Origin of the sequence: Fusobacterium mortiferum ATCC 9817 (assembly GCF_000158195.2) — a bacterium.
Lineage (GTDB): Bacteria > Fusobacteriota > Fusobacteriia > Fusobacteriales > Fusobacteriaceae > Fusobacterium_A > Fusobacterium_A mortiferum.
Genome location: NZ_GL987994.1, coordinates 351,251 through 367,491, shown reverse-complemented (window position 1 = coordinate 367,491; position 16,241 = coordinate 351,251). Strand labels below are relative to the sequence as shown.

Below are 16,241 nucleotides of genomic sequence, written 5' to 3'. Positions count from 1 at the left end.
TTTTACTCCTCTCCGTTATCTGAATAGTGTACCCAATATTTTTGACTTCTAAAAGAAAATACAGTAAATACCATAATTATTACAAATAGTACCCATGAAATTGCTGATGCATACCCCATTTGATAATAGTTAAACGCATTATCATAAATAAGTAAAGGTAATAATTTTGTAGAATTTAATGGTCCTCCACCAGTGATAATATATGGCCCATTGAACTCTTGGAAAGCTTGAATTAACTGCATAATAAAGTTAAAAAATATTACTGGTGAAATCATTGGAATTGTTATATGTAAAAATTGCATTGTCTTAGATGCACCTTCAATTCTTGCTGACTCATATAAATCTTCTGGAATATTTTTTAAAGCTGCTAAGAATATAACCATTGCTGAACCAAATTGCCACGCTCTTAATAAACTTACTGTAAATAGAGCATATTTAGGATCTCCTAACCAAGATATTGGTTCTATTCCTAAATAACCTATTATAATGTTAATCAATCCTTGGTCAGAAAATAAAAATCTCCATAACACAGCTATTGCAACACTTCCCCCTAAGATAGAAGGAATATAGTAAGCTGTTCTAAAGAAATTTATTCCTTTTAACTTATAATTTAAAATATTAGCTATAAATAGAGCAAATGCTAACTTAACTGGCACTGTTATAAAAACATACTTCAATGTATTCATTAAAGTTTTTATAAACAATGGATCATTAAATAACTTTATATAGTTATCTATTCCTACAAACTTAGGTGCACTTAATAAATTATAATTTGTAAAACTCAACCATAGTGATGATATAAATGGATATGCTGTAAATACTAAAAATCCAATTATCCATGGTGCTATAAATAAATAACCAGTAATTTTTCTATTTTTCATTACAATTTTCCTCCTTCTCTTTTTCTAAAAACTTTACTTCACTATAAGCCATTAAGAATATTCCAGAACCTTTTACATCATCATTAACAACTGGTTCTGATAAATAATATTCATAACTTCCATCTCTAACCTGTCCATTGAAATTTCCTAGTCCTGCAACTAAACAAATTCCACCTAATGCTAATTTTCCTTCTTCCTCATCTTCATGTAAATATTTTTCACAAACTCCTTTAAAAGCTTCATAACCTATTGTAGAATATTTTTCATTTAAATATCCTAATCTTGCACCTTTCATCATTGCATAAACTATCATTAAAGTTCCTGAAGTTTCTAAATAGTTTCCTTTCTCTTCCATTTTATCTACAACTTGATACCACATTTTACTTTGCTCATCTTGGTATTTTACAACTCCATTAATAGCTTCTTTAAATAAAATTTGTAATCCTCTATATTCATCAAATATCTCTTCTGACATATATTCAAGAGTATCTACCATTGCCATCAAATGCCAACCTATTGCTCTTAACCAAAAGTTTTTTGAAAGTCCTGTTTGCTTATCTGCCCATTCAAGTTTTTTAGCTGTATCCCATCCATGGTAATGAAGTTGTTTATCCTCATTAAACATATTTTCTCTCACATTTGTAAAGTGCTTGTAGATATCATAATAATTTTTCTTACCATTAAATTCTGTTTCATATCTCATATAAAATGGTTCTACCATATACATTCCATCAAGCCAAACTTGATTTTCATATCTTTTTTTATGCCAAAAATTTCCTTGCTCTACTCTTGGATGTGTTAAGATTTGATTATACAATATTTCTATTGCTTTTTTATATTTTTCTTCTTTGGTAATTTTATAAATATCAAACAAAACCTTTCCAGCATTTATATTATCAATATTATATTCCTCTTTTGAATAACCTTTTATTTCTCCATTCTCTCCTATAAATTCATTTAAATAAGCTAGAATAAATTTTAAATATCTTTCCTCATTAGTTGCTTTGTATAACAACATTGCTCCTTGAAGTAAACATCCATCTTCATAGCACCATTTTCCTTTATATGGCTCATAGTTATTCAAATATTCTGCCACATACTTTTCACATTTTTCTTTTAAAAAACTCATAAAAACCCTCCTGATATTTTTCAGCTTATTACACTAGTATCCTAGTCTATTTTTTTGAATAAGTCAAGTATTTTTTATTTATTTTTAGTTTTTTTTGTATTTTTATAGGAATTCATGTATTTTATTTTTAGATTTTACTTATTTAAAAAAGTTTGCTATAATTATTTTTATGAGGTGATTAAAATGGAATTGATAAAAATAAATCGTCAATTTGGTGAAAATACAAAACATTATATCTATCGGGTTCTTAAAATGAATATCATGACTTTAAATATAAAACCTGGAACTGGTATTAGTGAAGCTGATATTCGTGAATTTTTAAAAGTTAGTAGAACTCCTATTCGTGAATCTATTGTTAGATTATCTGAGGAGCGTCTTATGGATGTTTATCCTCAAAAAGGTTCCTTTGTTTCTTTGATAGATTTAAAAATTGTTGAGGAAGCATACTTTATGAGAAAAATTTTAGAAAAGGAAGTTTTAAAACTAGCTACTAAAAATTTTTCTGAAGCAGCTATAAAAGAATTAGAAAAAAATTTAAAATTTCAAAATATAATTTCTCAAATTGAAGAGGATCATTCGGAGTTATTTTTCTTAGATAATGAGTTTCATAAAATAATATACAAAGAGGTTCAAAAGGAAAAAGTTTGGGAGTCTATCCAACCATTGAGTACTCATTATGATAGAGTTAGATTTTTGGATGCTATTGAAAAAACAAATCTTATCCCTACACTAGAACAACATAAAACTATTATTGATATCATAAAAAATAAGGAAATTGATAAGGTTGATGAAATGATTGACTTGCATCTTTCAAATTTTAAAAATAAAATTGATTACCTAATTGAAAAACATCCAGATTATTTTAAAATTTAAAAAATTTAAGGGGAATTAATTTTTCCCCTTTCTCTTCTAATCCTCTCTTCTTTTCCAATCTATCTTTCTATACAAAAAAATTGAAAATAATAATGCACATAAATTACTAAGGAGCATAGAATACCAAATAGAATACTCTTTCAACTCCAAAATTCTCTCTAAAAAATATATAAAAGGAACCCTAAAAATCCAAATTCTTCCTACATGACAATACATATTGAAAGTAGTATGCCCTGTTCCTTGAAAAACTCCAGCTAAAACTTGAAATATAACCCACGGAATTACACTTATTAACATAATTTTCAAATAGTTTATTGAATGGTATTTTATCATTTCATCACTTGTTAAAATACCAACTGCTATATCTAAATTCCAATAAAGAAAAATCACTGATACAATTCCTACTATAAGACCTATTTTTATACCAGCAAGCAATATTTCTCTTATCTCCTTTATTTTTCCAGCTCCTATACTATGTCCTACAAGAATAGCTACTGAACTTCCTATTCCATTAACTAACACATATATAATATTATTTATTCTATTTCCTACTCCATAAGCTGCTAATACATCATTTCCATATTTCACAACAAAAATATTAATTAAAATAAAACTTAAAGAGTTAGTTGTTGTTGTTAATGAACTTGGAAAACCTAATCTTAGAATTTTTTTAAAAATATCTTTATTAAATTTTAAATATTCCCTAGCTATCTCCCTTTTTATACTTAAATCAATTAAACAATAGATACATAGTAATAGATTTGCTATAACAGTTGCTATTCCAATCCCTTTTAAACCTAAATTCATTTTGTAAATAAAAAATGAGTTTAAAATTATATTTAAAATTACTGATACTGTTATTAAATGCAGAGGAGCACTTGTCTTACCTTTAGAATTTTTTATTACAGTATAAGCTGTTACAATAAAAGTCATTGGTATTGTTAAAAATATAAACTTGATATATAAACTACTTTTTTCTAACAACACTCCTGTTGCTCCAGAAAAAACTAATATTTTTTCACAAAAACCAAAAGAAAGTACAGTTATTATTATGGCAATAACCATATTTACTACTATCAACTGAGTGTTTACCTCTACCAATTTTTTTATATTCTTACTTCCAAAAGTTTGACTTAGTATTACTCCTCCTCCCAATGAGAATCCTGTTCCTGCCCCTATTATCATTTGAGTTATTGGACTTGTAAATGACGCAGTTGCCAATTCTATCCCACCTAATTTTCCCATATAATAAGTATCTGCTAAATTATATAGATTTTGTAAGAAGTTAGAAATTATTAATGGGATTGCCAACTTAATCATACTTAAATATAACTTTTTTCTACTTGTTTTCACTTTATCATTCATAGAATATCCCCCTATACTTACAATAATTTTTACAATTATCGATACTAGCACAAAACTCTTATTTTTTCAAGTTAAATAATTTTTTATTTTTCTTAAATCATATTTTTTCAATATTTTTAAACATTTTTGTAAAATATTAATACATTTTATTTGACAACTATATTTTTTTGGTGTAATATATTAGTGAAAAACAACTTGTATCCTAGGATACCAAGTTATATAAAATAATTATCATGGAGGTTTTTATGAATTTCAAAAAGATTTTATTAATGAGTACTCTTTGCTTAAGTATGGTTTATCCTTCAATAGCTGAAGCAAAGGAAAAAGTTGTAAATTTAAAAATGTCTTGGTGGGGTGGTGATGATAGACACCAAAAAACTTTAGAAGCTTTAAAGTTATTTGAAGAAAAGTATCCTAACATTAAAGTAAAACCTGAATATGGTGGATGGCAAGGTTGGCAAGAAAAAGTTACTACACAGATAGTAGGAAACACATCTCCAGATGTAATGCAAATTAACTGGAATTGGATTGACCTTTTCTCTAGAGATGGTAGTGGATTTTATGATTTAAATAAAGTTTCTCATATCTTAGAACTAGAGAAGAATTATCCTCAAGAGATGTTAAACCAATGTGTAGCTAATGGAAAATTAAATGCTGTTCCTATTGGTGTAACTGGTAAAGTTTTCTATATCAATAAAACTACATATGAGAAAGCTGGACTTCCTGTTCCTAGTTCTTTTGAAGAGATGATTTCTTCTAGCAAAATAATTAGAGAAAAATTAGGTAATGATTATTATGCCTTTGATACAGATGCCTATGGTGCTTTATTGCTAATGATTTATAAATTAGAACAAGAAACTGGAAAACCTTTTATCATTGATAATAAAGTTGCCTATACTGAAGCAGAAGTTACTGAAGCAGTAAGATTTTATGATAATTTAGTAAAAGAAAATGTTATGCCTTCTTTAAAAGTAAGAGCTGCTGCTGGATTTATTCCACTTGATCAACATCCTAGTTGGATTCAAGGAAAATATGCTGGAACTTATGAATGGGATAGTTCTGCTCAAAAATGGCAAGATGCTTTAGAAGCTGGACAAGAGTTAGTAGTAGCTCCATATCCAAAAGATTTTGGTACTTATCCTTCTGCTTTTAATAAAGTTTCAATGGGATATGCTATCAAAAAGAATACTAAACATCCTGAAGAAGCAGCTACACTTGTCCATTTCTTAACTTCAGACCCTGAAGCAATAAAAATCCTTGGTACTTCAAGAGGAGTTCCTTCTAATGCTACTGCTATAAATGTTTTAAAAGAAAATAATCAATTAACTGGTTTAGGTTTTGATGCTAATAATGCTGTTATCAGTTTTTCTGGAAAAGGTATTCATCCTCTATTTGAACATAAAAAACTTAATACAGATTTAAGAACTGTTATTGAAAATTTAGGATATGGACAAAAATCTGTCGAAGAAACTGCTAAAGATATAATAGAAATTACAAATAACTTCTTAGAAGAATACAACTAATCTATAAAATATATAAAATAAGGAGGGACTTAATATGAATTTAAAAAAATTATTTATTTTATCACTTTCAACTATTGCTTTATTTGGAGCTTGTGGAAAAACAGAGGAAAAAGCTACTACTAGTTCTGATGACAAAATAGTTTTAAGAGTTTCTTGGTGGGGTGGTGAAGATAGACATAAAAAAACTGTTGAGGCTCTAAAACTATTCGAACAAAAATATCCAAATATAACTGTTAAAGCTGAGTATGGTGGATGGCAAGGTTGGCAAGAAAAAATTACTACTCAAATGGCAGGAGGAATGGCTGCTGACCTAATGCAAATTAACTGGAACTGGATAAACATATTTTCAAAGGATGGAAACGGACTCTATGATTTAAATTCTCTATCATCAGATATTGATTTATCTCAATATGAACAAATACTTTTAGACCAATGTATTGTTGATGGAAAATTAAATGCTATTCCTTATGGAGTTGCTGGTAGAGTATTCCTATATAATAAAACTACTTATGATAAAGCAGGTTTAAAAGTTCCTTCAAGCTTCGAGGAGATAAAAGAAGCAGGGAAAGTTATGAAAGAAAAGTTAGGAGCTGATTATTTCCCATTTGAAGCTGATTACTATGGTGCCCTTTTACTTATGCTTTATAAATTAGAGCAAGAAACTGGAAAACCTTTTATTGTTGACAATAAAGTAGCATATACTGAAGCTCAAATTAAAGATGCAGCTGATTTCTATTTGGATTTGGTTAACACTAAAACTATTCCATCTTTAGCTGATAGAGCTGCTGCAGGAAATGTACAACTAGATCAACATCCTAGTTGGATTATTGGAAAATTTGGTGGAACTTATGAGTGGGATAGTGCTTCATTAAAGTGGAGAGATTCTTTACAAGATGGTGAGGAATTAGTAGTTGGAGATTATCCAACTGATTTAGGTCCTTATAATTCTGGATTTACAAAAGTTTCTATGGCTCTAGCTATAAACAAAAATACAAAATATCCTAAAGAAACTGCTCAACTTCTTAATTTCTTAGTTTCAGATGAGGAAGCAGTGAAAATATTAGATGTTTCTAGAGGAATTCCAGCTAATAAAAAAGCTGTAGCCACTCTTGAAAAAGCTAATTTACTAGACCCATTTATGTTAGAGGCTAACAATAAAGTTATTTCTTTTGCAGGAAAAGGAATTCATCCTTTATTCGAACATAAACAACTACATACTGAATTAAAAGATTTAGTTGACAATTTAGGATATAACCAAATTTCATCTGAAGAGTTTGCTAAAAAAATTATAGAAACTACTAATAATTTTTTAGAAGCTAACAAATAAGGAGACTACATATGAACTTCAAATTAAAAAAATTATCAAAAATATTAATTTTTTTAGCTTTATATAATTTAGGTTTTGCTATTCCTAAATACGATAATGAAGATGAAAAAAGATTAAATGCAGTTAAAGAGTTTTATACTAATGTTCTAAAAGATGGAAAAAGTAAAAGTAATCCAACACCTCTTTTAGCAGATGGAATCAATATTTTAACAAAAGAGCCTGTTGAATGGATTTTTCCAAATGGTGAAAAGGTTAAAATTTCAAATTTTGCTAACCAACAAAATTTTCTTAGAACTCTTGTTTCTCTTAGTGAAGTTACTGGAGATACAAAATATATTAATACTGCTGTTGATACTTCCAAATATTTTATGGATAACTTTGTTAGTGAAAATAAATTATTTTATTGGGGAGGACATAGATTTTTAAATTTAGATACTTTAACTACTGTTGGTCCACAAAATAAAAATCAAGTACATGAGTTAAAAAATCTTTTTCCTTACTATGAATTTTTATATGAAATTAATCCAGAAGTTACTAAAAATTATGTTATAGCCTTTTGGAATGCACATGTTGAAGATTGGGATACTCTTGATATGGGAAGACATGGTAACTATGATAAAAAGTTTAACCCAAATGTTTTTAAGGAACATCACCCTAAAGATATTGTTGACCCTAATAAACTTCCAGCATTACCTGAAACCAAAGGACTTACTTTCATCAATGCTGGTTCAGATTTAATTTATTCAGCTTATGTTTTAAATTCATTATCTCCAAATAAAGAGATGAAAGATTGGGGAAAAACTGTATTTACTCAATATCAGCTAGCTAGAAATCCTGAAACTGGTGCTCCTGTATACCAATTTACATCTCCTAAAAAAAGAGAATGGCCACCTAAAAGTGATAAGGATACCAACTCAAAATATGGTGATAGAGCATTTAGACAATTTGGAGCTGAATTTGGTGATATTGCAAAGGAAGCTAATGCTCTTTTTAAGGGAAATCCTAGAACCATTGTTGTAGATAACTCTCTTGTTTTACATGATATCTATACAAAAACTAAAGATAAAGATATCCTAACTTCTGCTATTGCTAATCTTAAAAATTATTACAAGATTGCCCTTGATACAGAAAATGGTAACTTAAAACCTGTTTGGAATGATGGAACTGATTTAAGTAATTATACTTTAATTAGAGATGGATACTATGGGAAAAAAGGAACAGTGCTAAAAAGTGAGCCTATTAAAAGTGAAGAATATGCTATCCCATTAATTAGATGGTATGCTGTTACTAAGGATAAAAATTTATGGGATACGGCTAGAACTATTTTAAATAAAAACTTTAATTTAGGAGATATTGGTACCTTTGATGGAAAAGATATTTCTTTAAATATGAATACAACTAACTCTTCTCCTTACTCTATCTTCTTGATGATAGATTTATACAAGGCAACTAACAATGATAAATATATAGAATTAGCTAGAATAGTTGGTAATAATTTAGTAACTACAAAATTCAAAAATGGTTATTTCGTTGCTGAACCAAACTTATTAAATGCTAAAATTGATTCAATTGAAGCTTTTTCTCTAGTTTCACTTGATGCTATATTAAAAGGTAAGGAAAAAAATATTCCTCAATATATAAGTCATGGTGGTTATATCCATGGAGAACATATTGAAGGAGATAGTGTATATGACAGAAATGTTATATACAATAAAACTATAAATGAGGATGTAAAATGATAAGATTTGGAATTAGAGGACATGATATGGGAAAATATACTATTTCTGATTTCTCATCTCTTATTAAACTTATAAAAAGTTTAGATGGAGAATGTTTACAATTAGCTCTTGCTAAATCTTTTACTGATTTTCAATTTGGTAAAACTTTATTAGATGATAAACTTTTCCAAGAACTTAATCAAGTACTCGAAAAAGAAAATATAAGACTTTCTGTTCTTGGTTGTTATATTAATCTTACTAATACTGATGAAAATTCTAGATTGAAAGATTTAGAAAAATTTAAAGCTCATTTGAAATTCTCTAAAAAATTTAAAACTAGTTTAGTGGGAACAGAAACTGGATGTTACAATTCAGAGTATATATATACTCCATTAAATGATACTGAGGAAGCTTTTAATCTTTTCTTAGATTCTATGAAAAAACTTATATCTTATGCTGAACTATATGATACTGATTTAGCAATTGAAGGAGTGGCTAAGCATATAATTGCCACTCCAGAAAAAATGAAAAAAGCTTTAGATATTTTAGATTCAGATAGATTAAAAGTAATATTTGACCCTGTTAATTTTCTAACAATTAACAATTATATTAATCAAAAAGAGATTATTAAAAAATCCTTTGAATTATTTGGACATAAAATTGTTAGAATACACCTAAAGGACTTCATTATTGAAAATGATGAAATAAAAGTTGTACCAATAGGAAAGGGGAATTTTGAATTAGAGTTTTTTATAAACGAATTAAAAAAATATACAATAGATATTGATATTCTTTTGGAAAATTCTACTGTTGAAATAGCAAAAGAGTGTATCAATTCTATAAAAAAATATATATAAATTTAAATGTAGTAAGTCACAAGGAGGAAGCATTAATATGGCAGAAGTTATATTAAAAAAAGTAGAAAAACAATATCCAAATGGATTTAAGGCAGTTCATGGAATTGACCTACATATTAAAGATGGAGAGTTTATGGTTTTTGTAGGGCCATCTGGTTGTGCAAAGTCGACTACTCTTAGAATGATAGCTGGATTAGAAGATATTACTGGAGGAGAAGTTTATATAGGTGATAAGCTTGTTAATGACTTACCTCCTAAAGACAGAGGAATAGCAATGGTTTTCCAAAACTATGCACTATACCCACATATGACAGTTTATGATAACATGGCTTTTGGACTTAAGATGGCAAAGGTACCAAAAGATGAGATTGATAAAAGAGTTAGAGAAGCTGCAGAAAAATTAGAGATAACTCAATTACTAGATAGAAAACCAAAGGAGATGTCTGGAGGACAAAGACAAAGGGTAGCAGTAGGAAGAGCTATTGTAAGAAAACCAGATGTATTCCTATTTGATGAACCTCTATCTAACCTAGATGCAAAATTAAGAGTATCAATGAGGGTAAAAATAACTCAACTACATAAGCAATTAAAAGCAGAGGGACAAAATGCTACTATGATATATGTAACACATGACCAAGTAGAAGCAATGACAATGGGAGATAGAATCTGTGTATTAAATTTTGGAAAAATAATGCAAGTGGATACTCCATTAAATTTATATCATAAACCAGCAAATAAATTTGTTGCAGGATTTATAGGTTCTCCAGCTATGAATCTTGTTAAAGCTTCTATTATTGAAAAGAACAATACTTTATTTGTTAGATTATCTAGTGGAGATTTATTAGAACTTCCTAAGGATAAAGCAGAAAAAGTAAAAAATAAAATTAATCAAGAGATTTGGTTTGGAATTAGACCTGAAAATATTGGTAATAGATTAACTAATCCTGACTCTCATCTAGTTAGTGGTAAAATAAATATAGTTGAGCAAATGGGAAATGAAGAGTTTATCTATTTCTCTCTAGGAGATACTCAATATAGTTGTAGAATTCCTGTTGAAAAATCTACAAAAGCTAACTTTAACCAAACTGAACAATTCTATTTCAATATGGAAAAATGTCATATTTTTGATTTAGAGACTGAAGAAAATTTGACATTATAAAGTTATTTTAAATTAACAATCTTATAGGAGTGGCACCTTTACCTTTCCACTCCTTTTTTATACCAATTTTATGATGAAAAGATGAAGAAAAAATGAAAAAGGTGGGGTATATGTTTCTTAATAAAAAATTATTTCTTATTTTATGTTTTCTATCTTGTACTTACAATGTTTTTTCTACTACTCAATTATCTGTTACTAAAGATAATCTACCAATTTTTTATCATGATTTAAAAGATGATATTACTTTCCCTCTCGGTTGGAAGGAAAATTCAAACTTTAATACTTGGAAACAATTAGGTTTAGAAAAAACTAAAGAGTTTATTGTTCCTAATCTAAAAAAATTTAATTTTAATATGGAGATTGTTAGTGAAGTTGATAGAGGAAGCTATATTGGACAAAAAATATTATTTAATATCACTCCTAATTTAAAAATCTCTGCTCTTCTTTTAACTCCAAAAGGAATTGGTCCATTCCCAGCAGCTCTTATGTTACATGATCATGGAGCAAAATTTGACATTGGTAAAGAAAAGTTGATAATGCCTTGGGGTGATGAAAAAAAATTAATTTCAGCTCAAAATTGGAGTAAAAAATACTTTAGTGGAGTTTTTCCAGGAGATGAATTAACTAAAAAGGGTTATGTAGTTTTAGCTATTGACACTCTTGGTTGGGGAGAACGTCAAGGAAATGGTTATGAAGCTCAACAAGCTTTAGCTTCTAACCTTTTTAATCTTGGAACCTCTTATGCTAGTATTATTGCTCAAGAAGATATAAAATCTGCTGAATTTTTAACTTCTTTACCTCAAGTTGATAAAAATAAAGTCGCTGCTATTGGATTTTCTATGGGAGCTTTTAGAGCTTGGCAAGTTGCTGCTCTTTCAGAGAATATAAAAGCTGGTATTTCAGTTTGTTGGATGGCTACACTTAAAGGACTCATGACTGAAGGAAATAATCAACTCAAAGGACAATCAGCTTATGCAATGTTACATCCATATTTAGTTAAATATATGGATTATCCAGATATTGCTAGCTTAGCAGCTCCAAAACCTATGCTTTTTTTTAGTGGAGAACAAGATTCATTATTTCCAAAACCTTCTGTTATGGAAGCATTTGAACAAATGAATAAAGTTTGGAAAGCCAGTGGTTTTAAAGAGAATTTTCAGTATAAATTTTGGAACAAAGGACATGTTTTTGAAAAAGAACAACAAGTTGAAGCTTTTGAATGGTTAGACAAACAATTTAAAAATAAATAAAATATAAAGGTGGTAATAATTATGAAATTGAAAAAACTTAGTTTAATCCTATTATCAGGACTTTTAAGCTTCCAAGCTATAGGAGCAAACTCAATTGAATTTGGATTTGAAAATGAGCAATATGATAGTACTTATAATGATTCAGATATGATTGCTCCATATACAAAATTAAATCTTAATCCTATTGAAAATTCTCCTCTCCAACTAGAATTTAAATATATGTATTTTCATCAATATGGTAAAACAAGAAATGAAGGACATAATAACAGATTTAAAAATCGTAAAAATAGATATGAATTTTTTGTAAGTGGATATAAATATAAAAATGGAAACTTTACTTTTTCTCCAAAAGTTGGATTCAGATATGAAGTTATGGACATAAATGAAGCAAGTAATAAGGCTCAAGATGAAAAAATGTTTAACTTAAGATTTTATCCTAACTGGACATATAATATCTCTGAGAATACTCAATTATACCTAAGTGGACATACTGGTCCTATGATAAATAGAGTTCAACAAGGAACAAGATTGAAAGATGATGGTACTTCTGCTACTTATTGGGATGATTGGTATCAAGAAATGGAAGTACTAGGGGTTAAGTATAAATTAGATAATAACGATACTATTTGGACATCTCTTTTTAATGAATATAAAAAGAGAGAACATAAGGATGAATTTACTCGTTGGCAATTAAGAGTTGGATATAATTGGAATGCTACTGAAAAACTTTCCATTAATCCTTTTATGAGGTACGATTTATCTTATAATATAACAGATGAAAAAGAAACATCTAAAACATATAAGGCTGAAAAAGATGGAAATGAAATCAGAATTGGTTCTACTTTTAAATACAAAATTAATCCAACTCTATCTTTAGGTGGAGAAATATATTGGCAACAAGCTACTTCAGATAATTATAATAAATCTAGAAGCCAATATAAACATAGAATGTTCTATAAACTTTCTATCTCTAAAGCGTTTTAATTCTTAATTATAGTATCAAATTTTAGGGAAATTTTATTTTATACCATAGATAAAATTTCCTTTTTTATTTTAAATTTCTTCTATAATTTCTATTTTGATGGTAAAGAGATTCTAAATATTTATTATAGCTAAATAAAATTAAAATATAAATTAAGAAACCAACTATTAATCTAAGTTTAATTTAATAGTTGGCTTTTTTATTTTCCTACTTACAAAATTAATAATAAAATGGATATAGTTATAAAACTTACCACATTAGATAGAGAAATTACATTAGTAGCCATCTCCATATCCCCATCTGTTACCATAGCATAACTAAGGACATTATTTCCAACTGGAGACATAGCTCCCAATAATATCAACATTTTTTCCATCTCATCAAGTGGTAATATCTTTCCTATTACAAATCCTATAAATAAAACTCCTATCATTTTTACAAGAATAACAATAATACTCAATTTTAATTTTGAAAACTTAGGTGTAAAATAAGCTCCAAGAGCAATCATTATAAGAGTTCCTGTAATACTAGCAATATTTTGAATTGTTATCTCTATCCCTTTCGGTAATCTACTTCCACTAAGATTTAAAATCCCACCAATAATCAAAGCTATTATAAGTGGAGATTTTAAAACTGATTTTAATTTATCTAAAACTCCATTGCTATTAGTAATAAATATTGAATATACAACAGTAGTTACCATTAAAAGATTTCCAGCATCAAAGAGAGATAGAAGATATACATTTTTTTCTCCAAAGAAAACTATAAAAAAGGGAAGTACAAATGTCATATTCATAATTAGAGTTGAACCTCTAAAAATTACCTTCTCTTTTTCATTGATATTTAATCTATTAGCAATAAACAAAGTAAAAAAATACATAAATATATGAATACATATAGCAGATATTGGGTAATAGATTAAACTCCCAGTAAATTTCATTGTACTCATAGAAGAGATTATTACAGCTGGTGTCATCAGATAAAATACTAGCTTTATAAGTATACTAGCTTCCTCTTTCTTTAAAATTTTTAAGACTTTTAAAACGTACCCTATTAAAAAATATAGAATTATTGGCATAAGTTTTGTAGTTAAAACTTCTAACATTTTACTCCCCCTTAAATAAATTTATTTATTGATAAAATTATACTAAAAATTTTTTAACTTTTCAAAACAATCTATCTCTTTATAATTTCATATATGAAAAATTCATTTTTTCTAAAATCCTAATTACCTTATATTTCATAAACTTTTTATATTTTCTCAACTATTAAAATTTCATATTTGAAATTTTATAAACAATAGTTCTGTTGATTTTCTCTTATTTTTATTATATAGTTATAGTGTAAAAACAAGTTAAGTTTAGGAGGAAATAACATGTTAAGAAAAGGAAAAATTTTAGAAAGACTTGCTGATATAGGAATAGTTGCAGTTGTAAGAGGAGAAAGCGTTGCTGAAGGAGTAAGAATATCTAAAGCTTGTGCAAAAGGTGGAATTCCAGCTATAGAAGTTACTTACACAGTACCTGGAGCAACTGAGGTAATAAAAGCTCTTAAAGAGCAAGATGTAAATAATGAAATGATAATAGGAGCTGGAACAGTATTAGATGCAGCTACTGCTAGAATAGCTATTTTAGCTGGAGCAGAATTTATAGTTTCACCTGCTTTTGATAAAGAAACAGCTAAATTATGTAATCTTTACCAAATCCCATACATGCCTGGATGTATGACTATTACTGAGATGACAACAGCTATGCTATATGGAGCTGACATCATAAAATTATTCCCTGGAAGTGCTTTTGGACCATCATTTGTAAAAGCTGTAAAAGCTCCATTGCCACAAGCAAATATCATGCCTACTGGTGGAGTAAGCTTAGAAAATATGGAAGAATGGTTTAAAAATGGAGTAATTGCTGTTGGTGCTGGAGGAAAATTAGCTTCTGGAACTGATGAGGAGATAATAGCAACTGCTCAAGCTTTCAGAAAAAAATTATTAGAAATCAGAAGTAAATAATTTGGGAGGAAGAATCAATGAGTAAAATATTTGATTATGCAGATAGAGAGTTTGGATTAATCTGTTGTGGAGAGATGATAATGAGATTATCTCCACTTAATAATGAGATGCTTATCCAAGGAAATTTACTGACAAAACAAATGGGAGGAGCAGAGTTCAACGTTGCTGGTTCTGTATCAACTCTTGGAGAAAAAACAGCTATGTTAACTACTCTACCAAACAATGAATTAGGAAAATTTGCTAGAAAATCTATGACTTTAAATGGAGTAGCAGATGATTTCTTAATATTTGATGATAGTAAATATAAGCGTATGCCTATATACTTCTATGAGTATGGTTCATCTCCTAGAAAACCAAATGTAACTTATGATAGATTGAACTCATCATTCCAAAGAATGACTATAAATGATGTTAATCCAGAAGTATTTGGAAAGACTAAAATTTTCCATACAAGTGGAATATCTTTAGGACTTTGTGAAACTTCAATGCAACTTACAAAGGATTTAATAGCTAACTTTAAAAAAGGAGGAGCATTAGTTTCTTTTGATGTAAACTTCAGAAGAAATTTATGGTCTGAGCCAGAAGCTAAAGTTGAAATAGAAAAAATTCTTCCAGATGTAGATATTTTATTTGCTTCTGAAGAAACATTTAGAAAAATGTTTGAAAAAACTGGAGATTTAAAGGATATAATCAGAGCTTTTGCGAAAGAATACGATTTGGCTTTCATAGCTTCTACTCAAAGAGTTGTAAATTCTCCAAAATCTCATAACTTCTCATCATTAGTATACGATAGAAAAGCTGATACTTTCTATTCTGAAAGAGCTTATGAAAATATAGAGATTGTAGATAGAATAGGAAGTGGAGATGCTTATGTAGCAGGGGTACTTTATGGATTACTACACTTCAATGAAGCTGAAAAAGCTATGAAATATGGTAATGCAAACTCTGTATTAAAAAATACTATTGTTGGAGATATCTCTTGTGCTGACGCCTCTCTAGTAGAGAGTATTATGGCTGACCATGATAACGGAAGTACATCTGAGATGAATAGATAAGCCACCTAAACTTAAATTATCATATATGACAAAAGAACCGCCATCATTTTACGATGGCAGTTTTTTTATTATAGAACAAAATATATTTTTTTAGTTGTAAAATACAATTAT

General features: G+C 28.3%; 14 protein-coding genes. 10 read left to right on the top strand and 4 right to left on the bottom strand.

Annotated elements, in window-relative coordinates:
* Positions 1 to 2: 2 nt before the first annotated feature.
* Together FMAG_RS11390 and FMAG_RS11385 are read right to left on the bottom strand one after the other, a co-directional pair.
* Positions 3 to 881 (bottom strand): carbohydrate ABC transporter permease, encoded by an 879-nt coding sequence (locus FMAG_RS11390; protein ID WP_005886833.1) that lies wholly within the window; start codon positions 879 to 881, stop codon positions 3 to 5.
* Complete coding sequence (locus FMAG_RS11385; RefSeq protein WP_005886831.1) at positions 871 to 2,010, bottom strand: glycoside hydrolase family 88/105 protein; 1,140 nt, start codon at positions 2,008 to 2,010, stop codon at positions 871 to 873. The genes FMAG_RS11390 and FMAG_RS11385 overlap by 11 nt, the downstream gene beginning before the upstream one ends.
* A gap of 183 nt (positions 2,011 to 2,193) precedes the next feature.
* Between FMAG_RS11385 and FMAG_RS11380 the strand changes: the two genes are divergently transcribed.
* Positions 2,194 to 2,883, top strand: coding sequence for a GntR family transcriptional regulator (locus FMAG_RS11380; RefSeq protein WP_005886830.1), 690 nt, complete (start codon positions 2,194 to 2,196; stop codon positions 2,881 to 2,883).
* Positions 2,884 to 2,919: 36 nt separating this feature from the next.
* Here the strand turns inward: FMAG_RS11380 and FMAG_RS11375 are convergent, their stop codons facing one another.
* Entirely contained in the window at positions 2,920 to 4,248 is a 1,329-nt protein-coding gene (locus FMAG_RS11375; protein WP_005886828.1) for an MATE family efflux transporter, read from the bottom strand.
* A 245-nt stretch (positions 4,249 to 4,493) separates the two neighbouring features.
* Between FMAG_RS11375 and FMAG_RS11370 the strand changes: the two genes are divergently transcribed.
* From FMAG_RS11370 to FMAG_RS11340, 7 genes are all read left to right on the top strand, one after another.
* Positions 4,494 to 5,771 (top strand): ABC transporter substrate-binding protein, encoded by a 1,278-nt coding sequence (locus tag FMAG_RS11370; RefSeq protein ID WP_005886826.1) that lies wholly within the window; start codon positions 4,494 to 4,496, stop codon positions 5,769 to 5,771.
* Positions 5,772 to 5,805: 34 nt separating this feature from the next.
* Entirely contained in the window at positions 5,806 to 7,098 is a 1,293-nt protein-coding gene (locus FMAG_RS11365) for an ABC transporter substrate-binding protein (protein WP_005886824.1), read from the top strand.
* A gap of 11 nt (positions 7,099 to 7,109) precedes the next feature.
* Entirely contained in the window at positions 7,110 to 8,837 is a 1,728-nt protein-coding gene (locus FMAG_RS11360) for an exopolygalacturonate lyase (protein WP_005886822.1), read from the top strand.
* The gene (locus FMAG_RS11355) at positions 8,834 to 9,673 is read left to right on the top strand and encodes a sugar phosphate isomerase/epimerase family protein (RefSeq protein WP_005886820.1); all 840 of its coding nucleotides are present in this window, start codon (positions 8,834 to 8,836) and stop codon (positions 9,671 to 9,673) included. The genes FMAG_RS11360 and FMAG_RS11355 overlap by 4 nt, the downstream gene beginning before the upstream one ends.
* A gap of 37 nt (positions 9,674 to 9,710) precedes the next feature.
* Complete coding sequence (locus FMAG_RS11350) at positions 9,711 to 10,832, top strand: ABC transporter ATP-binding protein (RefSeq protein WP_005886818.1); 1,122 nt, start codon at positions 9,711 to 9,713, stop codon at positions 10,830 to 10,832.
* 110 nt (positions 10,833 to 10,942) lie between these two features.
* Positions 10,943 to 12,082 (top strand): dienelactone hydrolase family protein, encoded by a 1,140-nt coding sequence (locus FMAG_RS11345; protein ID WP_005886816.1) that lies wholly within the window; start codon positions 10,943 to 10,945, stop codon positions 12,080 to 12,082.
* Between the two features lie 21 nt (positions 12,083 to 12,103).
* The gene (locus FMAG_RS11340) at positions 12,104 to 13,066 is read left to right on the top strand and encodes a hypothetical protein (RefSeq protein WP_005886814.1); all 963 of its coding nucleotides are present in this window, start codon (positions 12,104 to 12,106) and stop codon (positions 13,064 to 13,066) included.
* A 209-nt stretch (positions 13,067 to 13,275) separates the two neighbouring features.
* Here the strand turns inward: FMAG_RS11340 and FMAG_RS11335 are convergent, their stop codons facing one another.
* Positions 13,276 to 14,169: an AEC family transporter gene (locus FMAG_RS11335; protein WP_005886811.1), complete on the bottom strand. Its 894-nt coding sequence runs from the start codon at positions 14,167 to 14,169 to the stop codon at positions 13,276 to 13,278.
* Between the two features lie 270 nt (positions 14,170 to 14,439).
* On the opposite strand from FMAG_RS11335, the gene FMAG_RS11330 reads away from it, so the two are divergent.
* Both FMAG_RS11330 and FMAG_RS11325 read left to right on the top strand, forming a co-directional pair.
* Entirely contained in the window at positions 14,440 to 15,075 is a 636-nt protein-coding gene (locus tag FMAG_RS11330; protein ID WP_005886809.1) for a bifunctional 2-keto-4-hydroxyglutarate aldolase/2-keto-3-deoxy-6-phosphogluconate aldolase, read from the top strand.
* Positions 15,076 to 15,092: 17 nt separating this feature from the next.
* On the top strand, positions 15,093 to 16,130 hold the full coding sequence (locus FMAG_RS11325) for a sugar kinase (RefSeq protein WP_005886807.1): 1,038 nt from the start codon (positions 15,093 to 15,095) through the stop codon (positions 16,128 to 16,130).
* Positions 16,131 to 16,241: the final 111 nt, after the last annotated feature.

Excerpts from the sequence above, each read along its gene's own strand:
- FMAG_RS11390 (WP_005886833.1), bottom strand. The coding sequence starts at position 881 with ATGAAAAATAGAAAAATTACTGGTTATTTATTTATAGCACCATGGATA.
- FMAG_RS11385 (WP_005886831.1), bottom strand. The coding sequence starts at position 2,010 with ATGAGTTTTTTAAAAGAAAAATGTGAAAAGTATGTGGCAGAATATTTG.
- FMAG_RS11380 (WP_005886830.1), top strand. The coding sequence starts at position 2,194 with ATGGAATTGATAAAAATAAATCGTCAATTTGGTGAAAATACAAAACAT.
- FMAG_RS11375 (WP_005886828.1), bottom strand. The coding sequence starts at position 4,248 with ATGAATGATAAAGTGAAAACAAGTAGAAAAAAGTTATATTTAAGTATG.
- FMAG_RS11370 (WP_005886826.1), top strand. The coding sequence starts at position 4,494 with ATGAATTTCAAAAAGATTTTATTAATGAGTACTCTTTGCTTAAGTATG.
- FMAG_RS11365 (WP_005886824.1), top strand. The coding sequence starts at position 5,806 with ATGAATTTAAAAAAATTATTTATTTTATCACTTTCAACTATTGCTTTA.
- FMAG_RS11360 (WP_005886822.1), top strand. The coding sequence starts at position 7,110 with ATGAACTTCAAATTAAAAAAATTATCAAAAATATTAATTTTTTTAGCT.
- FMAG_RS11355 (WP_005886820.1), top strand. The coding sequence starts at position 8,834 with ATGATAAGATTTGGAATTAGAGGACATGATATGGGAAAATATACTATT.
- FMAG_RS11350 (WP_005886818.1), top strand. The coding sequence starts at position 9,711 with ATGGCAGAAGTTATATTAAAAAAAGTAGAAAAACAATATCCAAATGGA.
- FMAG_RS11345 (WP_005886816.1), top strand. The coding sequence starts at position 10,943 with ATGTTTCTTAATAAAAAATTATTTCTTATTTTATGTTTTCTATCTTGT.
- FMAG_RS11340 (WP_005886814.1), top strand. The coding sequence starts at position 12,104 with ATGAAATTGAAAAAACTTAGTTTAATCCTATTATCAGGACTTTTAAGC.
- FMAG_RS11335 (WP_005886811.1), bottom strand. The coding sequence starts at position 14,169 with ATGTTAGAAGTTTTAACTACAAAACTTATGCCAATAATTCTATATTTT.
- FMAG_RS11330 (WP_005886809.1), top strand. The coding sequence starts at position 14,440 with ATGTTAAGAAAAGGAAAAATTTTAGAAAGACTTGCTGATATAGGAATA.
- FMAG_RS11325 (WP_005886807.1), top strand. The coding sequence starts at position 15,093 with ATGAGTAAAATATTTGATTATGCAGATAGAGAGTTTGGATTAATCTGT.